This window comes from Microbacterium sp. MMO-56 (assembly GCF_037146215.1).
GTDB lineage: Bacteria > Actinomycetota > Actinomycetes > Actinomycetales > Microbacteriaceae > Microbacterium.
The window spans coordinates 115069-134038 of record NZ_JBBCVW010000007.1; the positions used below are offsets into that span (position 1 = coordinate 115069).

Genomic DNA, 18970 nt, shown 5'->3' on the forward strand with positions numbered 1-18970 from the left:
GTGGCCGCGACAGTTCAGTCGGCGCTGGACCGCAGCGCCGAGGCGCCGGCCGCGCGCACACTCGTCGACATCCTGCGCGAGACGACCGCGCGTCACCCCGAAGCCTCGGCGATCGACGACGGATCCGGGGCGCTGAGCTATCGCGAGCTCATGGCGCGGGTCGGGGCGACGGCCGCGCGGCTGCACGACGCCGGGGTGCGCCGGGGCGACCGCGTCGGAGTGCGGATGCCTTCCGGCTCCAAAGAGCTCTACGTCGGCATCCTCGCGATCCTGGCCGCGGGGGCCGCCTACGTCCCGGTCGACGCCGACGATCCCGATGAGCGGGCCCGCCTCGTCTTCGGCGAGGCCCGGGTGCGGGGCGTCATCACGGGGACGGGCGAGTTCACCGCGTCCCCGCTCTCCGTCGACGATCCCGCCCCCGACCGGGCCGCGGACGAGGACGGCGCCGCGGTCGGCCTGTTCGTCGGGGCCGCGCCCCACCCGTCGACGCACGCGATCGTCGCCGTCCCGCCGCCGGACGTCGAGGACGACGCGTGGATCATCTTCACGTCGGGATCCACCGGCGTCCCCAAGGGCGTCGCCGTGACCCATCGCTCGGCCGCCGCCTTCGTCGACGCCGAAGCGCGCCTGTTCCTCCGGGATGCGCCCCTCGGGCCCGCCGATCGGGTGCTCGCGGGCCTGTCGGTGGCCTTCGACGCCTCGTGCGAGGAGATGTGGCTGGCCTGGCGGCACGGGGCCTGCCTCGTGCCCGCCCCGCGGGCGCTCGTGCGCTCGGGGGAGGACCTGGGACCCTGGCTGCTGCGCCAGGGGATCACCGTCGTCTCCACGGTGCCCACCCTCGCGGCGATGTGGGCGACGGCCGCGATCGAGAACGTGCGCCTCCTCATCTTCGGCGGCGAGGCCTGCCCGCCCGAGCTGGCGGCGCGCCTGGCATCCGACGGACGCGAGGTGTGGAACACCTACGGTCCCACCGAGGCGACGGTCGTCGCGTGCGCGGCCCTGCTCGGCGGCCCGGGGCCCGTCCGGATCGGCCTGCCGCTCGACGGCTGGGCGCTCGCGGTCGTGGATGCCGAGGGCCGGCCGGTCGCGGAGGGCGACGTCGGGGAGCTCATCATCGGGGGAGTCGGGCTCGCCCGCTATCTGGATCCGCAGAAGGACGCAGAGAAGTACGCCCCCATGCCCACGCTGGGCTGGGATCGCGCCTACCGTTCCGGAGACCTCGTGCGCTTCGAGTCGGAGGGTCTCGTCTTCCAAGGGCGGGCGGACGAACAGGTCAAGGTCGGCGGCCGGCGGATCGAGCTCGGGGAGGTCGAGAACGCCCTGCAGGACCTGCCCGGCGTCACGGGGGCGGCCGCGGCCGTCCGCACGACCGAGGCCGGGGTGCCCGTGCTGGTGGGCTACCTCGCCGCACCGCCGGACTTCGACCGCCTGGCCGCGCGTGCGGCGCTCGCCGAACGGCTCCCCGCGCCGATGGTCCCGCTCCTCGCGGTCGTGGAGGACCTCCCCGTGCGCACCTCCGGGAAGGTCGACCGGGCCGCCCTGCCGTGGCCGCTGCCGAACGTCGAACTGCCCGCGTCCGACATGTCGCCCGCCGAGGCGTGGCTCGCCGCGCAATGGCAGGCGGTGCTGGGGCTTCCCGTGACCGAGCGCAAGGCGGACTTCTTCGATCTGGGCGGCGGCTCCCTCGCCGCGGCCCAGCTCGTCTCGCGCATCCGGGCGCGCGTGCCGGAGTTCTCGGTCGCCGACATCTACGACGTGCCGCGGCTGAGCGCCATGGCCAAAGCGGTCGGGCACGCGCTGCAGGACGAGGACGTCGCGTTCCACCGTCCCGAGCCGACGCCTCGCCGCATGCAGTGGCTGCAGACGCTCCTGGGGGCGCCGCTGTTCATCATCAGCGGGTTCCGCTGGATGCTGTACCTGCTGACCGCGTCCGCGGTGCTGCGGCTGGTCCCCGGCTTCGAGGTGCTGCCCGCGGCGCCCGTGGGCGTGCTCGTGGTCGGCCTCCTGCTGTTCGCCACCCCGTTCGGACGCATGGCGATCGCGGTGCTCGCCGCCCGTGCACTCCTCGCGGGTCTGCGGCCCGGCGACTATCCGCGCGGCGGCGGCGTGCACGTCCGGCTGTGGCTCGCCGAGCAGATCGCCGACCAGGTGGACGCGGTGGGGCTGTCCGGCGCACCGTGGATCAGCTACTACGCGCGCGCTCTCGGCGCGCGGATCGGGCGCGGGGTCGACCTGCACGCCCTGCCGCCGATCACAGGGATGCTGGAGATCGGCGACGGCGCCGCGATCGAGCCGGAGGTCGACCTGTCGGGCTACTGGATCGACGGCGACGTCGTGCGCATCGGCGGCATCCGCATCGGCGCGGAGGCGACGGTCGGCTCGCGCAGCACCCTCGCCCCCGGCACCCGCATCGGCCGCCGCGCCGACATCGCCCCCGGCTCCGCGGTCTTCGGCCGTGTCCGCGCCGACCAGACCTGGGCGGGCTCTCCCGCCGAGCGCATCGGCGGGGCGGGCGCGCGTCCGGGTGGGGACCCGTGGCCGACCGAGCGCGCGCCCGCGCCGACACGCTGGCTCTGGGCCTACGCGGCCTCCGCGGTGGGTCTCGCCCTCCTGCCGCTCGTCGCGTTCGCCGCCGGCGGACTGGTCGTCGCGCGCGGGATCGCCGGCGCCGAGTCTCTGGGCGCCGCCTTCCTCGGCGCGCTCGCCTGGCTCTTTCCGGGCGTCCTCGTCGCCGGGGTCGTCGTCGCCGGCGCCGTCGTCGTGGCGGTGCGTCTGCTGTCGATCGGGCTGACGGAGGGCATCCATCCCGTCCGCAGTCGCGTGGGATGGCAGGCGTGGACGATCGAGCGCCTGCTGGACTCGGCGCGCACGATCCTCTTCCCGCTGTACTCCAGCCTGTTCACGCCCGTGTGGCTGCGGATGCTGGGCGCGACGGTGGGCCGGGACGTCGAGGCGTCGACGGTGCTGCTGCTGCCCTCGATGACCCGCATCGAGGACGGCGCCTTCCTCGCCGACGACACGATGGTCGCCTCGTACGAGCTGCGCGGCGGCTGGATGCGCCTGGGCCGGGTGCACATCGGCAAGCGCGCCTTCCTCGGCAACTCGGGGATGGCCGCTCCAGGTCACCGGGTGCCGCGCGACGGCCTCGTCGCCGTCCTGTCCGCCGCCCCGGCGAAGGCGAAGCCCGGCTCCTCGTGGCTGGGGTCGCCGGCCGTGCGCCTGCGCCGCCAGTCGGCGGAAGGAGACGAGTCGCGCACGTACCGGCCGCCCGCGGGGCTGCGCATCGCGCGCGCCCTGTGGGAGCTCTGCCGGTTCGTGCCGGTCGTCGTCACGTGCGGCATCGGTCTGGCCGTGGTGTTCGCCCTCGCGGGCATGATCGAGGTCTGGGGCCTCGGGGTCGCCGTGCTCCTCTCGGGCATCGTGCTCCTGGGAGCAGGGGCGGTCGCGGCGGGGATCTCGACCGCGGCGAAGTGGCTCATCGTGGGTCCGATCCGCGCGGGCGAGCAGCCGCTGTGGTCGAGCTTCGTGTGGCGCACCGAGGTGTCCGACACCTTCACCGAGATGGTGGCCGCCCCCTGGTTCGCCCGCTCCGCGGCGGGCACGCCCGCCCTCGCGGTCTGGCTGCGCTCCCTCGGATCGACGATCGGCCGCGGAGTGTGGTGCGACAGCTACTGGCTGCCCGAACCCGATCTCGTGACCCTCGGCGACGGGGCGACGGTCAACCGGGGCTGCGTTGTGCAGACGCACCTGTTCCATGATCGAATCATGAGTATGGACACCGTCGAACTCGAAGCCGGGGCGACCCTGGGCCCGCACAGTGTCATCCTGCCGGCCGCCTCCATCGGTGCGCACGCGACCGTGGGCCCCGCCTCGCTCGTCATGCGCGGCGAGAGCGTCCCCGTCGGCTCACGCTGGAGCGGCAATCCCATCGGCCCGTGGCGTGCCGTGAAGGTCCGCGCCTACCAGTCGACGTCGTGACCGGCCATGACCCGTACGCGCCGGAGAGCGGCGACGCGAGCTATGACGTCGAGTCCTACGACCTGACGCTCGACTACCGGGTGCGCACGAACCGTCTCGAGGGGACGGCGGTGGTCAACGCGGTCGCCGCGGTCGCCGTGAGTGCCGTGAGCATCGACCTCGTCGGTCTGCGGGCCGCGCGCGTGCGTGTGGACGGAGATCGGCGCACGTCGTTCACGCAGGGTCCGCGCAAGCTCCGGGTGAAGCTCCCGCGCCGGCTCCAGGCGGGGGAGCGCTTCTCGGTCGAGATCGTCTACGCGGGTGCGCCCGCCCCGCGCAGGTCGCGGTGGGGGACGATCGGCTGGGAGGAGCTCGACGACGGCGCTCTGGTCGCGTCGCAGCCCACCGGGGCACCCACCTGGTTCCCCTGCAACGACCGGCCCGACGATCGAGCGCGGATGCGGCTGTCGCTCACGAGCGACTCCGGATACCTCCCCGTGGCCACCGGGAGGCCCGTGAGCCTCACCCGTGCGGGCGGACGCGTGACCGCCGTATCCGAATCCTCCGTGCCCGTCGCGACCTACCTCGCCGCCGCGCACGTCGGCCGGTACGAGGCCCGCCCGCTCGCCGGCGACGCCCGTGTGCGCCTGGTCGCGCCGCCCGCTCTGCGCGCCCAGGTCGATCGCGCGTTCGCCGATGTGCCCGACATGCTCGCCCTGTTCGAGGGGGCGTTCGGCACCTACCCCCAGGAGGACTGCACGCTCGTGGTCACCCCCGACGAGCTGGAGATCCCGCTCGAGGCGCAGGGTATGGCGGTGTTCGGCGTCAACCATCTCGACCCCGCGGAGCAGCGGCTCATCGCCCACGAGCTGTCGCACCAGTGGTTCGGCAACAGCGTCGGGATCGGCCAGTGGAGCGATATCTGGCTCAACGAGGGCTTCGCCTGCTACTCCGAATGGATGTGGTCCGAGCGTGCCGGCCGGGCGACCGTCGCGCAGAAGGCCGCCAAGCACCACGCGCGCCTCCGGGAGCTCCCGCAGGACCTCGTCCTGGGCGATCCCGGCCCGGACCTCATGTTCGACGACCGCGTGTACAAGCGCGGCGCGCTCACGCTCTACGCCCTCCGGGTCGCGCTCGGGGATGCGGCGTTCGGGCGGCTCGTCGCACGCTGGACGGAGGCGCACCGGCACGCCCTCGCGACGACGGCGGACTTCCGCGCGCTCGCCGCGCAGGAGGGCGACGTCGACGATCTGCTCAGCGCGTGGCTGGACGCCCCGGAGCTGCCGCCGCTGCCGCACACGCCCACGCGACGCTGACGAGCACCCCGGGCGGCACGTCCGCGCCCGTGGGCTCCCCGCCCCGGTAGCGGACGCCGGTGTCGGCGAGCCGCGCCGTCCACGCCGTCCCGCTGCCGGCGTCCGATACGAACTCGACCGCCGCGGGGTCGACGCGCAGTCCCCGCCCGTCGGCCTTGAGGACCGCCTCGGTGCGCACCCAGCGCAGCAGGCCGCCGGGCGCACCCCCTGCCGCCTCACGGACGGCGTCGTCGAACGGCTCGGCGTCGATCGCGAAGCCCTCGCCGTGCGGGCTCGAGAAACCACCTCCAGCGCGAGAAACCTCCGCTGCGCGTGTTTCTCGCGCTGCAGGTGGTTTCTCGCCGTCGAGGCGGGGGGAGGGGCGGGGGGACGAGAGGGGGGAGGGGGAGAGGGGGGAGGGGCGGGGGCGGATCGCGGCCAGGGCGAAGCCGCCGGCGTACGCCACGGATGCCTGCCACGGCACGGTTCCCTCCACGCGGACGGGGCCGTGCGGGCCGCCGCAGTGCGGGCACGGGTGCGACAGCGACGCGTCGGGGTGCCCGGCCTCGCTCAGCAGCTCCCGCAGCAGTCCCCAGGCGACGGCGCGCCGGGCCGCGCGCTCCCGCGGGGCGGCCGCCCAGGCGAGCCGCACGCCGTCCACGCTCAGTCCTTCGGTTCGTGCGTCTCGATCGACACGATGCCCGACCCCGGGTGCTCTCGCGAGAGGTGGACGACGGAGAACGCGGCGGGCTCCAGCGACGAGGCGCTGCCCAGGTACGACCCGCGGAGCGTCCCGGTCGCGAGGGCGAGCTCGGCGAGGATGCCCGGCAGCACCGGTCCGTGACTGCACAGCACGGCGGCCTTGCGCGACCGGACGCGCTTGCCGACGATGGCGCGCAGGTCGGAGGTGCCGTCCTCCCACGCGTCCTGGCCGACCAGTGGCGTCCGGGTTATCGTCCGGCCGAGCTCCGCCGCGAGCGGCGTCACCGTCGTGACGCAGCGCACGGCGTCGCTGGAGACGATCCGGCGCACGCCGAAGGCGCGGAGCGGGCCGACGAGGGCCTTCGCCTGCCGCGCGCCGCGCGCGGTGAGCGGGCGGGCGGCGTCGGGCCCCGACCAGCCCTCGCGCGGCTGGGCCTTCGCGTGGCGCAGCACGATGATCGGGAAGGTCCCCAGCACGCCGTCGTCGACGTAGCGCTGGAACTGCTCCAGGATCTCCACGTCGACCGGGTACGACAGGTAGCCCCGCGCCTTGCGCACGGAGACCCACTCCAGCGCCGCGACCTCCTTGTTCGGGACGAACGAGGAGGCGCGGATCGCGTCCTCCGTCGCCTCGGCGGCCCAGTAGTGGACGATCTTCTCGCGACCGCGCGGCATGTGGTACCGCGAGACGCCGACGGGGATGCCGAGCGCGACGCGGATGCCGGTCTCCTCGAAGATCTCCCGCACCGCCGTCTCGGCGAGCGATTCGCCGGGGTCGACCTTGCCCTTGGGCAGGGTGACGTCCGCGTACGCGGTCCGGTGGATGACGAGGATGTGGAGCTTGCCGTCGACCACGCGCCACACCACGCCGCCGGCGGCGTACACGGCCGTGCTCGTCATCGCACCGCCCGTCCGCGCCGACGGCGCTGGACCTGCGTCATCGTCCGCTCCTGCAGGTCGATCAGCGGCTTGCCGTCCGCGTCCTCGCTGTGCCGGACCCACTCGCCGCTCGGCTCCAGATGCCAGGAGCTGGTCTCGTCGCCCATGGCGAGGTCGAACAGGTCGACGAGCTCCTTCACGTGCGCCGGCGCGACGACGCGCACGAGCGCCTCGACGCGCCGATCCAGGTTCCGGTGCATCATGTCGGCGCTGCCGATGTACACCTGGGGGTCGCCGTCGCCCAGGAACGCGAAGATCCGGGAGTGCTCGAGGTAGCGGCCGAGGATCGACCGCACCGTGATGTTCTCGCTGACGCCCTCGAGGCCGACCTTGAGGGAGCAGATCCCGCGCACCCAGACATCCACCCGGACCCCCGCCTGGCTCGCGCGGTAGAGGGCGTCGATGATCTGCTCGTCGACCATCGAGTTGACCTTGATGCGGATGTGCGCCGGCTTGCCGTCCAGCGCATGACGGCGCTCGGTCTCGATGAGGCGCAGCAGCCCCTTGCGCAGGTGCAGGGGCGCCACGAGCAGGCGCTTGAACTTCTTCTCGATCGCGTACCCGCTGAGCTCGTTGAACAGACGCGTGAGGTCGCGACCGACCTGCTCGTCGGTGGTGAACAGGCCGAAGTCCTCATAGAGGCGGCTCGTCTTGGGGTTGTAGTTGCCCGTGCCGATGTGGCTGTAGCTGCGCAGTGCGCCGTCCTCCTCGCGGATGACGTGCAGGAGCTTGCAGTGCGTCTTCAGCCCCACGAGGCCGTACACGACGTGGACGCCGGCCTTCTCGAGCTTGCGGGCCCACACGATGTTGGCGGCCTCGTCGAAGCGCGCCTTGACCTCCACCAGCGCGAGCACCTGCTTGCCGCGCTCGGCGGCGTCGATGAGCGCCTGCACGATGGGGCTGTCGCCCGAGGTGCGGTAGAGGGTCTGCTTGATGGCCAGGACGTGCGGGTCGCGGGCGGCCTGCTCCAGGAAGGCCACGACGCTCGTGGTGAACGACTCGTACGGGTGGTGCACCAGCACGTCGCCCTTGCGGATCGCGGCGAACAGGTCGGCGCGGCCGTTCTGCTCCGCGGGCTGGAAGGCCGTCGCCGTGACGGGCACGTGCGCGGGGTAGTGCAGCTCGGGCCGGTCGATGCGCGCGAGGTCGAACAGTCCGCGCAGGTCGAGCGGCCCCGGCAGCCGGTACACCTCCTGGTCGGACACCTCCAGCTCCTGGATCAGGAGGTCGAGGGTGACGTCGTCCATCTCCTCGGTGACCTCCAGGCGGATCGGCGGGCCGAAGCGGCGACGGAGCAGCTCCGCCTCCAGTGCCTGGATGAGGTTCTCGGTCTCGTCCTCCTCGATGACGACGTCCTCGTTGCGGGTGAGGCGGAAGGTGTGGTGCTCGAGGATCTCCATGCCGGGGAAGAGGTCGCCCAGGTGGTGGGCGATCAGCTGCTCCAGGGGAAGGTAGCGCGCCGGCGCACCGGCCGCGCCGGGGACGGCCACGAAGCGGGGGAGCATCGGCGGCACCTTGAGGCGCGCGAACTCCTGGCGTCCGGTCTTCGCGTTGCGGATGCGGATCGCGAGGTTGAGCGACAGCCCCGAGATGTAGGGGAACGGGTGCGCGGGGTCGACGGCGAGCGGCATGAGCACCGGGAACACCTGCGACTGGAAGTAGTCGTACAGCGACGCCCGCTCGTCGTCGGACAGCTCGTCCCAGGTCACGACCTCGATGCGGGCCTCGGCGAGGGCGGGGCGCACCTGGTCGATCCAGACGCGCGCGTGGCGGAGCTGGAGGGCGTGGGCGCCCTCGGAGATGTCGGCGAGCACCTCCTGCGGGGCGCGCCCGACGTTGGTCGGCACGGCGAGGCCGGTCACGATGCGGCGCTTGAGCCCTGCGACGCGGACCATGAAGAACTCGTCGAGGTTGCTGGCGAAGATCGCGAGGAAGTTCGCGCGCTCCAGCACCGGCAGGTTCGGGTCCTCCGCGAGCTCCAGGACGCGCTGGTTGAAGGCGAGCCAGCTGAGCTCGCGGTCCATGTAGCGGTGGTCGGGCAGCTGCGCGTCCGCGTCCTCGATCATCTCGTCGAAGTCGTCGTCGTCGGAGTCGCCCAGTCCGGTGTCCAGCACCTCGGTGTCGATCATTCCCTCATCATTGCAGGGCCAGGTGACCGGCGCGTTAACCGCGCGTCGACCTCAGGCGCCGGAGCGTTCGCGGGGCGCCGGGACCTGGTCGTCGTCGTAGACGTTGAAGCGGTAGCCGACGTTGCGGACGGTGCCGATGAGCTGTTCCAGATCGCCCAGCTTGGCGCGCAGGCGCCGCACGTGCACGTCGACCGTGCGGGTGCCGCCGAAGTAGTCGTAGCCCCACACCTCGCTCAGCAGCTGCTCGCGCGTGAACACCCGGGAGGGGTGCGTGGCGAAGAAGTGCAGGAGCTGGAACTCCTTGTAGGTGAGATCGAGCGGCTTGCCGTGGACCTTAGCGGAATACGAGGACTCGTCGATCGTGATGCCCGAGGTCTGGATGCGCGTGGAGACCTGCTCCGCGCTCTGGCGCCCCATCGCGAGCCGGATGCGGGCGTCGACCTCGGCGGGTCCGGCGCCGACGAGGATGACGTCGTCCACGCCCCAGTCGGTCGACACCGCCGTGAGACCCCCCTCGGTGACCACGAGCAGCAGCGGTGCGTCCAGCCCCGTGGTGTTGAGGATCTTGCACAGCGACTTCGCGCTGACGAGGTCGCCGCGCGCATCGACGAAGATCACGTCGGCGCTCGGGGCGTTGACCAGTTGCGCGGGCTCCGCGGGGATCTGCCGCACGCGATGGCTGAGCAGCTCGAGCGCGGGCAGGACGGCGCCTCCGCCGAGGGCGGAACTCAAGACGAGCAGCTGAGCCATGCGGTCCCTTCCGGTCCGACCGGCGGACCGTGAGCCCATCTTAGGACCTCGACGCGCGCTCGACGGCGCGCGCAGGTGCGGGCGACGCGCCGGTCGGCCATGATGGATGCATGACGGTTCCGGGACTCGCGCCGCGCGGCGGCTTCGGCGCCATCGTCGGGGTGTGGGGCGCCGGGGCGGCGATCGCGGTGACCGTCGGGCTCGCCGTGCCGCCGGAGTGGCGCGCCGCCTGGATGGCGGTGGGGCTCGCCGCCTGCATCCTGATCTCCTTCTCCGTGCAGCTGTGGCAGGGGCATCCGGAGGGCTTCATCCGCCGGGTCGCGGCGAGCGCGCTCGGCGCGATGCTCGTGATGGGGCTGATCGGCCTGGGCCTCGGCCTCGCGAGTCTCTTCGCCGTCTGAGGATCCCTCGCTCCTGCCGACCGAGATGCGGGCCGGTGTGCGGCCTCGGACCGGTAGAGTAGGGGCATGGACCTCGTCGCACTCGAACTCTTCTTCGTCGGGTTGCTCGCTCTCGCCTCGCTCGCGATCGTCTTCGTGTCGGGTGTCGTGATCAAGAACCTCTATCGCGGCCAGCGCTGAGCGCCGTGTTCGACCTTCCGACCGACCTTCCGGCGGACATCGTCCCGCTGTCGTGGCTGCTGGGCGTCTGGGAGGGCACGGGCGTCATCGACTACGACGCGGACGGCACCCGCTTCACCGGCGAGTTCGCGCACCGCGTGAGCTTCAGCCACGACGGCGGCGACTACGTCAACTACGCCGCGAGTGCGTGGCTTCTCGGCGAGGACGACGCCCGGACCCCGCTCGTGGCCGAGACGGGCTACTGGCGCCTGGCTCGACCGGCGGGCGACGCCGACCCGGGACCGGCCCTGCTTCCGCCCGTGTCCGCACGTCCCGCCCCACGTACTGCGGACGACGTCGAGGCGCTGCGCACCGCCGAGGGCGGATTCGACCTCGAGGTCGCGATCGTGCACTCGGACGGCATCAGCGAGCTCTACCTGGGGCAGGTGCGCGGACCGCGCATCGATCTGGCGACGGACGCCGTCGTGCGTCCCGCCGGAGCCAAGCACTACGCCTCGGCCACGCGCATGTACGGCTACGTGGACGGTCATCTGCTGTGGGCGTGGGACGTCGCGGCGCTCGGCGGCGCGCTCGCCTCGCACGCCTCCGCGCGGCTCGCGCGGGCGGAGTGAGCGCGGCCGTGTCCGGCGCGTCCGACGATCCCTTCGCGGCGCTGCCGGGCGCCGTCGTCGACGACGACGGGATCGCGCACCTCGGCTCGCCGGTGCGCGAGCAGCGCGACCTGGCGTCTGGCCGGGCCCTCGCCCCGCTCGCCCACCGGACGGTGCTGACCGTCTCCGGCCCCGACCGTCTCACCTGGCTCGACTCGATCACGTCGCAGGCCCTCGCCGCGCTCGCGCCGGGGGAGAGCACGGAGCTGCTCGTGCTCGACCCGCAGGGCCACGTCGAGCACGCGGCGGCGGTCGTCGACGACGGCGAGCGCACCTGGCTCATCGTCGATCGCCCGCGGGCCGCAGCGCTGCTCGCGTGGCTGACGCGGATGCGCTTCCGCCTGCGCGTCGACCCCCAGGACGCCTCCGCGACCCACCGCGTCGTCGCCGGGACGACGGCGGCGGTCGCGGGTCTCGACGCCGACGCGCTCTGGCGCGACCCGTGGCCGGTCGTCGGCCCGGGCGGATGGGGGTACGCGGGCGTGGATCCCCATCCCGGCGCGGAGCGCGACTGGGCCGAGGCCATCGTGTCGACCGACGAGTACGCCCGGATCGCGCAGGCGGCCCTCGCGGGCGCCCAGCCGGTCGCGGGCCACCTGGCCGCCGAAGCGCTGCGGGTGGCGGCGTGGCGGCCGCGCGCCGGCGCGGAGTCGGACGGTCGCACCCTGCCGCACGAGGTCGACTGGCTCCGCACGGCCGTCCACCTCGACAAGGGCTGCTACCGGGGCCAGGAGACCGTCGCGAAGGTGCACAACCTCGGGCATCCTCCCCGACGCCTCGTCCTGCTGCAGCTCGACGGCAGCGACGCCGCTCTTCCCGCGCCGGGAGCCGACGTGCTCCTGGGAGAGGAGGCGGTGGGGTCGGTGACCTCCGTCGCGCGCCACCACGAGGAGGGGCCGATCGCGCTCGCGCTCATCCGCCGGACCGTCCCCGTCGACGCGCCCCTGCGCGTGCGCACCGACGACGGCGAGATCGCCGCCGCCGCCGAGACCATCGTCCCTCCGGACGCGGGCCGCACCGCGGCGCCCCCTCGCCTGCCGCGCCTGTCGCGGCGCCGCTGACGCGCTGCACGATGCTCGAGCCCGACCCCGCCACGCAGACGGTCGCCGTTCCCGTCGGCTGGCGCGCCCGCCTGTCGCCCCGGCCCGGCCTCGAGCGGGTGCGGGCGTCGCTCCCGGCGATCGTTCAGATCGTCGTCGCGGCGACCGCCGCCTTCGCCGTCGCGCACTACGCGCTCGGCCACTCGGCGCCGCTGCTGGCGGCGACCGTGACCATCTCGAGCCTCGGGCTCGTCCGGGACGCCCGTCCGCGCCGCGTCCTGGAGACGGTCGTCGGCATGATCGTCGGCATCCTGGTCGCCGAGCTCATGGTCCTGGCGGCAGGCATCGGATGGTGGCAGCTCGCCCTCACGCTGGCCCTCAGCCTCACCGTCGCGAGGTTCCTCTCCGATCAGCCCGGGTTCGCGCTCGCCGCGGCGATCCAGTCCGCGATCGTCATGGTCGTCCCGGCCAGCGTGCCGTTCGCGCGTCTCCTGGACGGCGCGATCGGCGGCGTGGCGGCGCTCCTGGTGACCGCCCTCGTGCCGCGCAGCCCCCTGCGGTCGGTGGCGGCGCAGGGCTCGGACGCGTTCGCCGCCTTCGACGGAGCACTCGGCACCCTGGTGCAGGCGCTCCGCGGGGGGAGCCGGACCCGCGCCGACCGGGGCCTCGCGAAGGCGCGCCTCCTGCAGGCGCGGATCGACGCCTGGCACGGCGGCATCGACTCGGGCGCGGCGATCGCCCGCATCTCCCCGCTGCTGCGGCGCCAGCGCACCGAGTTCGACCGGCAGCGGCGCATCTGCCTGCACCTGGACCTCGCCAGCCGCAACCTGCGCGTCATCGGCCGTCGCGTCGTCTACGTCTGCGAGGACGGCACGCCCCGGCCGATCGCCGCCGAGCTGCTCGCCGAGCTCGGCGCCGGCGCGCGGCTGGTCGCCGACTCGCTCGCGGACATCTCCTACGAACCTGCGGCGCGCGAGGCCGTGCGCGTCGTCGCGGCGCGGCTCGATCCCGGTGTCCTCGCCGCCGGGAGCACGAGCGTCGACCAGACGCTCATCGGCGCGCTGCGCCCCCTCGCGGTGGACCTCATGACGGCGGCGGGGATGCCCCCGGCCGAGGCCAGCGCCGCCCTGCCGCGGGTCTGAGGCCGGCGCTCACCGGTCGCCCGGGGCGACGACCTCCCACGGCACGGTGACCTCGCCCAGCCGGCGCCGTCCGCGGCCGAGCAGCGGCCATCCCGCCGCGTCCAGCGCCTGCAGCGCCGTCCGCCAGCGGTGCACGGGGCCGAAGGGGGCGGCCGCCGCCGCCCGGACCCACTCGTCCTCCAGGGCGGAGAGGAAGGCGTGGACGCCCTCGCCGGGGACGTTGCGGTGGATGAGCGCCTTCGGAAGGCGTTCGGCGGCGACGGCGGGGGAGTCGAGGCCCTCGAGGCGCAGCGACAGCGTGAGCGTCCGCGGCGCCGCGTCGGCGCCCACCTCGATCCACGTGCAGACCCGGCCCAGCTCGTCGCAGGTGCCCTCGACGAGGATGCCGGTCGGCTGCAGCCGCGCGCACATGAGCCCCCAGGCATCCGCCACCGCGCTCTCGTCGTACTGCCGGAGGACGTTGAAGGCGCGGACCACGGCGGGGCGCCTGTCCGCGGCTACGGGCACCTCGAAGCCGCCCCGGGCGAACGAGACGCGCGCGTCCGCGGCGAAGGGGGTGCGGCCGGCGCGGACCTCGGCGAGCTGCTCCTGGGCGCGCGCGACGCGCCCGGGCTCGATCTCCAGCCCTCGCACCTCGACGTCCGGGCGGGCGCGGCGGAGGCGCGCCTCCAGCTCGAAGGCGGTCACGCCGCTCGCGCCGTAGCCGAGATCCACGACCAGGGGGTCGTGCGTGCGCAGCAGTGCGGGGTGCCGGGCGAGCCACCGATCGACGCGGCGGAGCCGGTTCGTGCCGGTCGTCCCGCGGGTGATCCGGCCGACCGCGCCCCGCGTCGCGCGCACGGGCCGGCGTCCGGCGGAGCCCGAGTGGGAGGCCGCGGGACGGGGCGGTTTCTCCGGCGGCATCACCCCATGATGCCAGGGCCGCCTTCGATAGGATTGCGGCATGACCGCGCCCTACACGCTGATCCTCCTCCGCCACGGGCAGAGCGAGTGGAACAAGACCAACCAGTTCACCGGATGGGTGGACGTCCGCCTCACCGAACAGGGCCGTGGCGAGGCCGCGCGCGGCGGTGAGCTGCTCAAGGAGTCCGGCATCCTGCCCGACGTCCTGCACACCTCCGTCCTCAGCCGTGCGATCCAGACCGCGAACATCGCGCTGGACGCCGCCGACCGCCTCTGGATCCCGGTGAAGCGCTCCTGGCGCCTCAACGAGCGGCACTACGGTGCGCTGCAGGGCAAGGACAAGGCGCAGACGCTCGAGGAGTTCGGCAACGAGCAGTTCATGCTGTGGCGCCGCTCCTTCGACGTGCCGCCGCCGCCCCTCGCAGACGACGACCAGTACAGCCAGGTGGACGACCCGCGCTACGTCGGCATCGACGGCGAGGTGCCCCGCACCGAGTCGCTGAAGATCGTGATCGACCGGATGCTGCCGTACTGGGAGTCCGCGATCAAGCCCGACCTCGCCGCCGGCAAGACGGTCCTCGTCACGGCGCACGGCAACTCGCTGCGCGGGCTCGTGAAGCACCTCGACAAGATCAGCGACGCCGACATCGCCGAGCTGAACATCCCGACCGGCATCCCGCTCGTCTACCGCCTCGACGAGAACTTCGAGCCGATCGGCACGGCCGAGTACCTCGACCCCGAGGCCGCCGCCGCGGGGGCCGCGGCCGTGGCCAACCAGGGCAAGAAGTAGGACAGACACGACGAAGGGGGATGCCCGCGGGCATCCCCCTTCGTCGTCGGCGGGTGTCTCAGTCGACCTGCTCGGCGGACTCGTCCGGGAGCACGGCGTCCTCGCCCGCGATGATGACGGCGATCGCGTCGGTGTCGGGCGTCCAGTCGCCGGTCGCGAGGTAGGCGACCTTCTTGGCGACCGACAGTGCGTGGTCGGCGAAGCGCTCGAGGTATCGGCTGGCCAGCGTCGCATCCACGGTGGCGCCCGCCTCGCCCTGCCAGTTCTCGCTGAGCACCTTCTCGAACACCGACAGGTGGTAGGCGTCGACGCGGTCGTCGAGCGTGCGGAGGGTCTCGACGAGCGCGAGGTCCTCGGTGCGCAGCAGGTCGGTGAGCGTGCGCGCCACCTCGACGTCGACCTCGCCCATGCGGGTGAACGTGTTCTTCAGGCCCTTCGGGATGGCCCGCTCCGGGAAGCGCATCCGGGTGAGCTGGGCGATGTGCTCGGCGATGTCGCCCATGCGCTCCAGGGACGTGCTCACGCGCAGGGCGGCCACGACGATGCGCAGGTCGCGCGCGACCGGCTGCTGGCGCGCCAGGATCTGGATCGCGAGCTCGTCGATGGCCACGGCGCGCTCGTCGATGACTTCGTCCGCCTCGATGACCTCTTCGGCCAGGGCGACGTCGCTCGTGCTGAACGCGCGGGTCGCCTTCTCGATGGCCACGGTGACCAGCTCGCCGATCTCGACCAGGCGCGTCTGCACCTCTTCCAGCGACTGGTGGAACACTTCGCGCATGATGGACTCTCCTCGAGCGGTTCGGGACGGCGGAGCCGGACACGGTGCGCACCGGAAAGGTCACGCGACCGCGCCGATCCTGCCGTCCGAAGGTTAACGAACGGTGCTGACACGGTGAACACTGCCGACCTGCGCGCGGCGGCTCGGTCGAGGCGGTGAGGTCGGGGCTCGCGCCCACCTTACGCTGGTGGTCATGGACTCGACGAACATCGCGATCGTCGCGCTGACCGTCGGTGTTCTCATCGGCGGCGGCGTGGCGACGCTCGTGCTCATCGCCCTGCGTGCGCGCGACCGGGCGCGGGTCGCCGCCTCCCTGGAGCTGCCCGACGGCACGCGTGCGGTCCTCCAGGGCATGGACGAGGTGGCGGTCGTCGTGGACGGATCGCTGCGCGTGGTGGCCGCATCGGCGCCCGCGGAGCTGTTCGGCATGGTCGAGGAATCGATGCTGCCGGGCGAGGATCTGCGCGAGCTCGTCCGCGAGACCCGCCGCGCCGAGCATCCGGAGACCTCGACGATGCGGCTGCGCCGCGGGGTCGAGCTGCGCCTCGTGTCGGCGCGGGCGAGCGCGATCACCGTCCGGCTCACCCTCATCGTCATCCGGGACATCACGGAACACGAGCGGGTCGAGCAGATGCGCCGGGACTTCGTGTCGAACACCAGCCACGAACTGAAGACGCCCGTCGGCGCCGTGACCCTCCTCGCCGAAGCGGTGCACTCGGCCGCCGACGATCCGGATCAGGTGCGCCATTTCGCCACCCGGCTGAGCGCGGAGGCGACGCGCCTCGGCCAGCTCACGTCGCGCATCATGAGCCTGTCCCGGCTGCAGTCCGCCGACGACCTCACCGAGCTGCGCAACGTCGCGGTCGACGAGGTCGTCGCCGCCGCCATCGAGTCGCAGTCCATCGCCGCCGGCGCGGCCGGGATCGGCATCGTCCGCGGCGGCGCGCGCGGCGCGCACGTGCGCGGCGACGTGCAGGTGCTGACCGAGGCGATCGCGAATCTCATCGCCAACGCCGTGGCGTACTCGCCCGAGGGCTCGTCCGTCGGGGTCGGCGTCCGCCTCGACGACGGCGTCGTGGAGATCGCCGTCACCGACCGGGGCATCGGCATCCCCGAGGAGGAGCAGGAGCGCGTCTTCGAGCGGTTCTACCGCGCGGACCAGGCGCGCTCGCGCCGCACCGGCGGAACCGGTCTCGGGCTGTCGATCGTCAAACACGCCGTGCAGCGCCACGGCGGCGAGGTGGAGCTGTGGTCGCGGCCCGGCCGGGGCTCCACGTTCACCGTCCGCCTGGCCGCCATCGACGCGCCCGACGCCATCGACGACAAGCCCAAGCGCCGCAAGAAGGCGAAGAAGTCCAAGAAGGAAGTCCGCGCCGTCGTGCGGACGGAGGGAGAGTCCGTATGACCCGTGTCCTGATCGTGGAGGACGAGCCGGATCTCGCCGACCCGCTCGCGTACCTGCTGCGTCGTGAGGGCTTCGAGGTCGAGATCGTCGAAGACGGTCCCTCCGCGCTCGATGCCTTCGCCGCGCGCGGCGCCGACATCGTGCTGCTCGACCTCATGCTCCCGGGCATGCCCGGGACCGAGGTGTGCCGGGTCATCCGGACGACCTCGAAGACGCCGATCATCATGCTGACCGCGAAGGACTCCGAGGTCGACATCGTCGTCGGCCTCGAGCTCGGTGCGGACGACTACGTCACCAAGCCGTACTCGTCGCGCGAGCTCCTCGCCCGCATGCGCGCCGTGCTGCGTCGTGCCTCGGCGCCGGAGGCCGACCTCGACGACCGGATCGTCGAGGGCGGCCGTGTCGTCATCGACATCGACCGGCACACGGTGGCCGTCGACGGCACCGTCATCCCGATGCCGCTGAAGGAGTTCGAGCTGCTCGAGGTCCTCATGCGCAACGCCGGCCGCGTGCTCACGCGGGGTCAGCTGATCGACCGCGTGTGGGGGAGCGACTACTTCGGCGACACGAAGACGCTCGACGTGCACATCAAGCGGATCCGCTCGCGCATCGAGACGAACCCGTCGGAGCCTGTGATGCTGCTGACGGTGCGCGGGCTGGGCTATCGCTTCGAGGCCTGACCGCGGGCGAGCCGGGGTCGGTCGGGCGGGCTCGGCCCTCGCTGCGAGGCCCGACCCGCCCGCGTCCGTCAGGAGGCGGGGACGAAGTCCGCGAGGTAGTGGAGCTTGCCGTCCAGGACCGGGATGGAGACCATCACGCCCTCGCCGTCGCCGGACTGGAAGGTGACGTCCAGGTCGGCGCCGGCCTGGGTCGACAGCTTCGTGAACAGCAGCGGCTCCGCGTCGTCGAACCCGAGGCTCACCGTGGAACGGGCCGGGACCCGGACGCTCTTGTTGGCGCCGTCGACGCCGACGAGGAGGGTCGCCGCCTCGTCGGTGTCGTTGACGATCGCCGCGAGGAAGTTCGCGTTCGTCCCCGCCTTGTCGGCGACGAACAGGGCGTTGCGCACCTTGAGCGGGCCCGAGTCGGGGACGTTCACCCCGTCCGCGGGGGAGTACGGGATCGTGGTCGCCTGCGGCGAGATCATGCTGCAGCCGGTCATGCCCAGCAGGAGGGCGGCGGCGAGGGCGACGGGCGCGAGACGGCGCGTGTTCACGGGTCCTCCTGGTGACGGTGCGGGGCGCCGCCCCGGGATCCCGGTACGGCGCGTCCCCATTCTAGGGGGTGGGCGATCGGCTCCGTCGGACCCGTTCCCCCCGCGTGGAGGGGGGTGAGCCGGCAAACCTTAGCGTATGTCGCCTGTGGTATCCTTGAGGTTGCCGAAAGGACATAACTGCATGCTTTTTGAGGTTGGCGAGACGGTCGTCTATCCGCACCACGGCGCCGCGACGATCATCGAGGTCAAGGACCGGATCATCAAGGGCGAGACCAAGAAGTACCTGAAGCTGAACGTCACCCAGGGAGACCTCATCATCGAGGTCCCTGCGGACAACGTCGACCTGGTCGGCGTGCGCGACGTCATCGGCAAGGACGGTCTCGAGCGGGTGTTCGACGTGCTGCGCGCGGCGTTCACCGAGGAGCCGACCAACTGGTCGCGCCGGTACAAGGCGAACCTCGAGAAGCTCGCGTCCGGCGACGTCATCAAGGTGTCCGAGGTCGTCCGCGACCTGTGGCGCCGCGATCAGGATCGCGGACTGTCGGCGGGTGAGAAGCGCATGCTCGCGAAGGCTCGTCAGATCCTCGTCTCCGAGATCGCCCTCGCCCTGAAGGCCGACGAGGAGCACGCCTCCGGCGTCCTCGACGAGGTCCTCGCCTCCTGACGTCCCCCGCCGCGAGGCGGTCGCACGCG

The 18970-nt window shown here is 72.9% G+C and carries 17 protein-coding genes; 10 read left to right on the forward strand and 7 right to left on the reverse strand.

Features of this window, described 5'->3' with window-relative positions; translation table 11 throughout:
* Both WFI00_RS08500 and WFI00_RS08505 read left to right on the forward strand, forming a co-directional pair.
* Window positions 1-3978 (forward strand): Pls/PosA family non-ribosomal peptide synthetase, encoded by a 3978-nt coding sequence (locus tag WFI00_RS08500; RefSeq protein ID WP_336631683.1) that lies wholly within the window; start codon window positions 1-3, stop codon window positions 3976-3978.
* Entirely contained in the window at window positions 3975-5273 is a 1299-nt protein-coding gene (locus WFI00_RS08505; protein WP_336631682.1) for a M1 family metallopeptidase, read from the forward strand. Before WFI00_RS08500 ends, WFI00_RS08505 begins: the two co-directional genes overlap by 4 nt.
* Here the strand turns inward: WFI00_RS08505 and WFI00_RS08510 are convergent.
* The 4 genes from WFI00_RS08510 to WFI00_RS08525 are packed head-to-tail and all read right to left on the reverse strand — an operon-like array spanning window position 5212 to window position 9772.
* The gene (locus WFI00_RS08510; RefSeq protein ID WP_336631681.1) at window positions 5212-5913 is read right to left on the reverse strand and encodes a chemotaxis protein CheY; all 702 of its coding nucleotides are present in this window, start codon (window positions 5911-5913) and stop codon (window positions 5212-5214) included. The genes WFI00_RS08505 and WFI00_RS08510 overlap by 62 nt on opposite strands.
* 2 nt (window positions 5914-5915) lie before the next feature.
* A complete protein-coding gene (locus WFI00_RS08515) occupies window positions 5916-6854 on the reverse strand; it encodes an NUDIX hydrolase (RefSeq protein ID WP_336631680.1) in 939 nt (312 codons plus the stop codon).
* A complete protein-coding gene (locus tag WFI00_RS08520; RefSeq protein WP_336631679.1) occupies window positions 6851-9022 on the reverse strand; it encodes an RNA degradosome polyphosphate kinase in 2172 nt (723 codons plus the stop codon). The genes WFI00_RS08515 and WFI00_RS08520 overlap by 4 nt, the downstream gene beginning before the upstream one ends.
* A gap of 51 nt (window positions 9023-9073) precedes the next feature.
* Window positions 9074-9772 carry a response regulator transcription factor gene (locus WFI00_RS08525; protein WP_336631678.1) on the reverse strand — a complete coding sequence of 233 codons (699 nt, stop codon included), beginning with the start codon at window positions 9770-9772 and terminating at the stop codon, window positions 9074-9076.
* A gap of 110 nt (window positions 9773-9882) precedes the next feature.
* On the opposite strand from WFI00_RS08525, the gene WFI00_RS08530 reads away from it, so the two are divergent.
* The 4 genes from WFI00_RS08530 (at window position 9883) to WFI00_RS08545 (ending at window position 13185) form a co-directional block, all read left to right on the forward strand.
* On the forward strand, window positions 9883-10173 hold the full coding sequence (locus WFI00_RS08530; RefSeq protein WP_336631677.1) for a hypothetical protein: 291 nt from the start codon (window positions 9883-9885) through the stop codon (window positions 10171-10173).
* Between the two features lie 185 nt (window positions 10174-10358).
* On the forward strand, window positions 10359-10964 hold the full coding sequence (locus WFI00_RS08535) for an FABP family protein (protein WP_336631676.1): 606 nt from the start codon (window positions 10359-10361) through the stop codon (window positions 10962-10964).
* An 8-nt stretch (window positions 10965-10972) separates the two neighbouring features.
* Window positions 10973-12064 carry a CAF17-like 4Fe-4S cluster assembly/insertion protein YgfZ gene (gene ygfZ / locus WFI00_RS08540; RefSeq protein ID WP_336631675.1) on the forward strand — a complete coding sequence of 364 codons (1092 nt, stop codon included), beginning with the start codon at window positions 10973-10975 and terminating at the stop codon, window positions 12062-12064.
* An 11-nt stretch (window positions 12065-12075) separates the two neighbouring features.
* Window positions 12076-13185 carry an FUSC family protein gene (locus tag WFI00_RS08545; RefSeq protein ID WP_336631674.1) on the forward strand — a complete coding sequence of 370 codons (1110 nt, stop codon included), beginning with the start codon at window positions 12076-12078 and terminating at the stop codon, window positions 13183-13185.
* 9 nt (window positions 13186-13194) lie between these two features.
* Here the strand turns inward: WFI00_RS08545 and WFI00_RS08550 are convergent, their stop codons facing one another.
* Window positions 13195-14088, reverse strand: a complete 894-nt coding sequence (locus tag WFI00_RS08550; protein WP_336631673.1) for a class I SAM-dependent methyltransferase — start codon at window positions 14086-14088, stop codon at window positions 13195-13197.
* A 40-nt stretch (window positions 14089-14128) separates the two neighbouring features.
* Here WFI00_RS08550 and WFI00_RS08555 point away from each other — a divergent pair, with 40 nt between their 5' ends.
* Window positions 14129-14878, forward strand: coding sequence for a phosphoglyceromutase (locus WFI00_RS08555; protein WP_336631672.1), 750 nt, complete (start codon window positions 14129-14131; stop codon window positions 14876-14878).
* 58 nt (window positions 14879-14936) lie between these two features.
* On the opposite strand, the gene phoU is transcribed toward WFI00_RS08555, so the two are convergent.
* On the reverse strand, window positions 14937-15656 hold the full coding sequence (gene phoU / locus WFI00_RS08560) for a phosphate signaling complex protein PhoU (RefSeq protein ID WP_336631671.1): 720 nt from the start codon (window positions 15654-15656) through the stop codon (window positions 14937-14939).
* A gap of 193 nt (window positions 15657-15849) precedes the next feature.
* Here phoU and WFI00_RS08565 point away from each other — a divergent pair, with 193 nt between their 5' ends.
* Both WFI00_RS08565 and WFI00_RS08570 read left to right on the forward strand, forming a co-directional pair.
* Window positions 15850-17061 carry a sensor histidine kinase gene (locus WFI00_RS08565; RefSeq protein WP_336631670.1) on the forward strand — a complete coding sequence of 404 codons (1212 nt, stop codon included), beginning with the start codon at window positions 15850-15852 and terminating at the stop codon, window positions 17059-17061.
* The gene (locus tag WFI00_RS08570; RefSeq protein WP_336631669.1) at window positions 17058-17741 is read left to right on the forward strand and encodes a response regulator transcription factor; all 684 of its coding nucleotides are present in this window, start codon (window positions 17058-17060) and stop codon (window positions 17739-17741) included. Before WFI00_RS08565 ends, WFI00_RS08570 begins: the two co-directional genes overlap by 4 nt.
* A gap of 68 nt (window positions 17742-17809) precedes the next feature.
* Here WFI00_RS08570 and WFI00_RS08575 read toward each other — a convergent pair whose 3' ends face one another.
* Window positions 17810-18277, reverse strand: a complete 468-nt coding sequence (locus WFI00_RS08575) for a DNA modification methylase (protein ID WP_336631668.1) — start codon at window positions 18275-18277, stop codon at window positions 17810-17812.
* A 181-nt stretch (window positions 18278-18458) separates the two neighbouring features.
* Here WFI00_RS08575 and WFI00_RS08580 point away from each other — a divergent pair, with 181 nt between their 5' ends.
* Window positions 18459-18941, forward strand: a complete 483-nt coding sequence (locus WFI00_RS08580; protein WP_336625283.1) for a CarD family transcriptional regulator — start codon at window positions 18459-18461, stop codon at window positions 18939-18941.
* Window positions 18942-18970: the final 29 nt, after the last annotated feature.

Coding starts and splice junctions, on each gene's coding strand:
- WFI00_RS08515 (WP_336631680.1), bottom strand. CDS start 6,854: ATGACGAGCACGGCCGTGTACGCCGCCGGCGGCGTGGTGTGGCGCGTG.
- WFI00_RS08520 (WP_336631679.1), bottom strand. CDS start 9,022: ATGATCGACACCGAGGTGCTGGACACCGGACTGGGCGACTCCGACGAC.
- WFI00_RS08525 (WP_336631678.1), bottom strand. CDS start 9,772: ATGGCTCAGCTGCTCGTCTTGAGTTCCGCCCTCGGCGGAGGCGCCGTC.
- WFI00_RS08530 (WP_336631677.1), top strand. CDS start 9,883: ATGACGGTTCCGGGACTCGCGCCGCGCGGCGGCTTCGGCGCCATCGTC.
- WFI00_RS08545 (WP_336631674.1), top strand. CDS start 12,076: ATGCTCGAGCCCGACCCCGCCACGCAGACGGTCGCCGTTCCCGTCGGC.
- WFI00_RS08550 (WP_336631673.1), bottom strand. CDS start 14,088: ATGCCGCCGGAGAAACCGCCCCGTCCCGCGGCCTCCCACTCGGGCTCC.
- WFI00_RS08555 (WP_336631672.1), top strand. CDS start 14,129: ATGACCGCGCCCTACACGCTGATCCTCCTCCGCCACGGGCAGAGCGAG.
- phoU (WP_336631671.1), bottom strand. CDS start 15,656: ATGCGCGAAGTGTTCCACCAGTCGCTGGAAGAGGTGCAGACGCGCCTG.
- WFI00_RS08565 (WP_336631670.1), top strand. CDS start 15,850: ATGGACTCGACGAACATCGCGATCGTCGCGCTGACCGTCGGTGTTCTC.
- WFI00_RS08570 (WP_336631669.1), top strand. CDS start 17,058: ATGACCCGTGTCCTGATCGTGGAGGACGAGCCGGATCTCGCCGACCCG.
- WFI00_RS08580 (WP_336625283.1), top strand. CDS start 18,459: ATGCTTTTTGAGGTTGGCGAGACGGTCGTCTATCCGCACCACGGCGCC.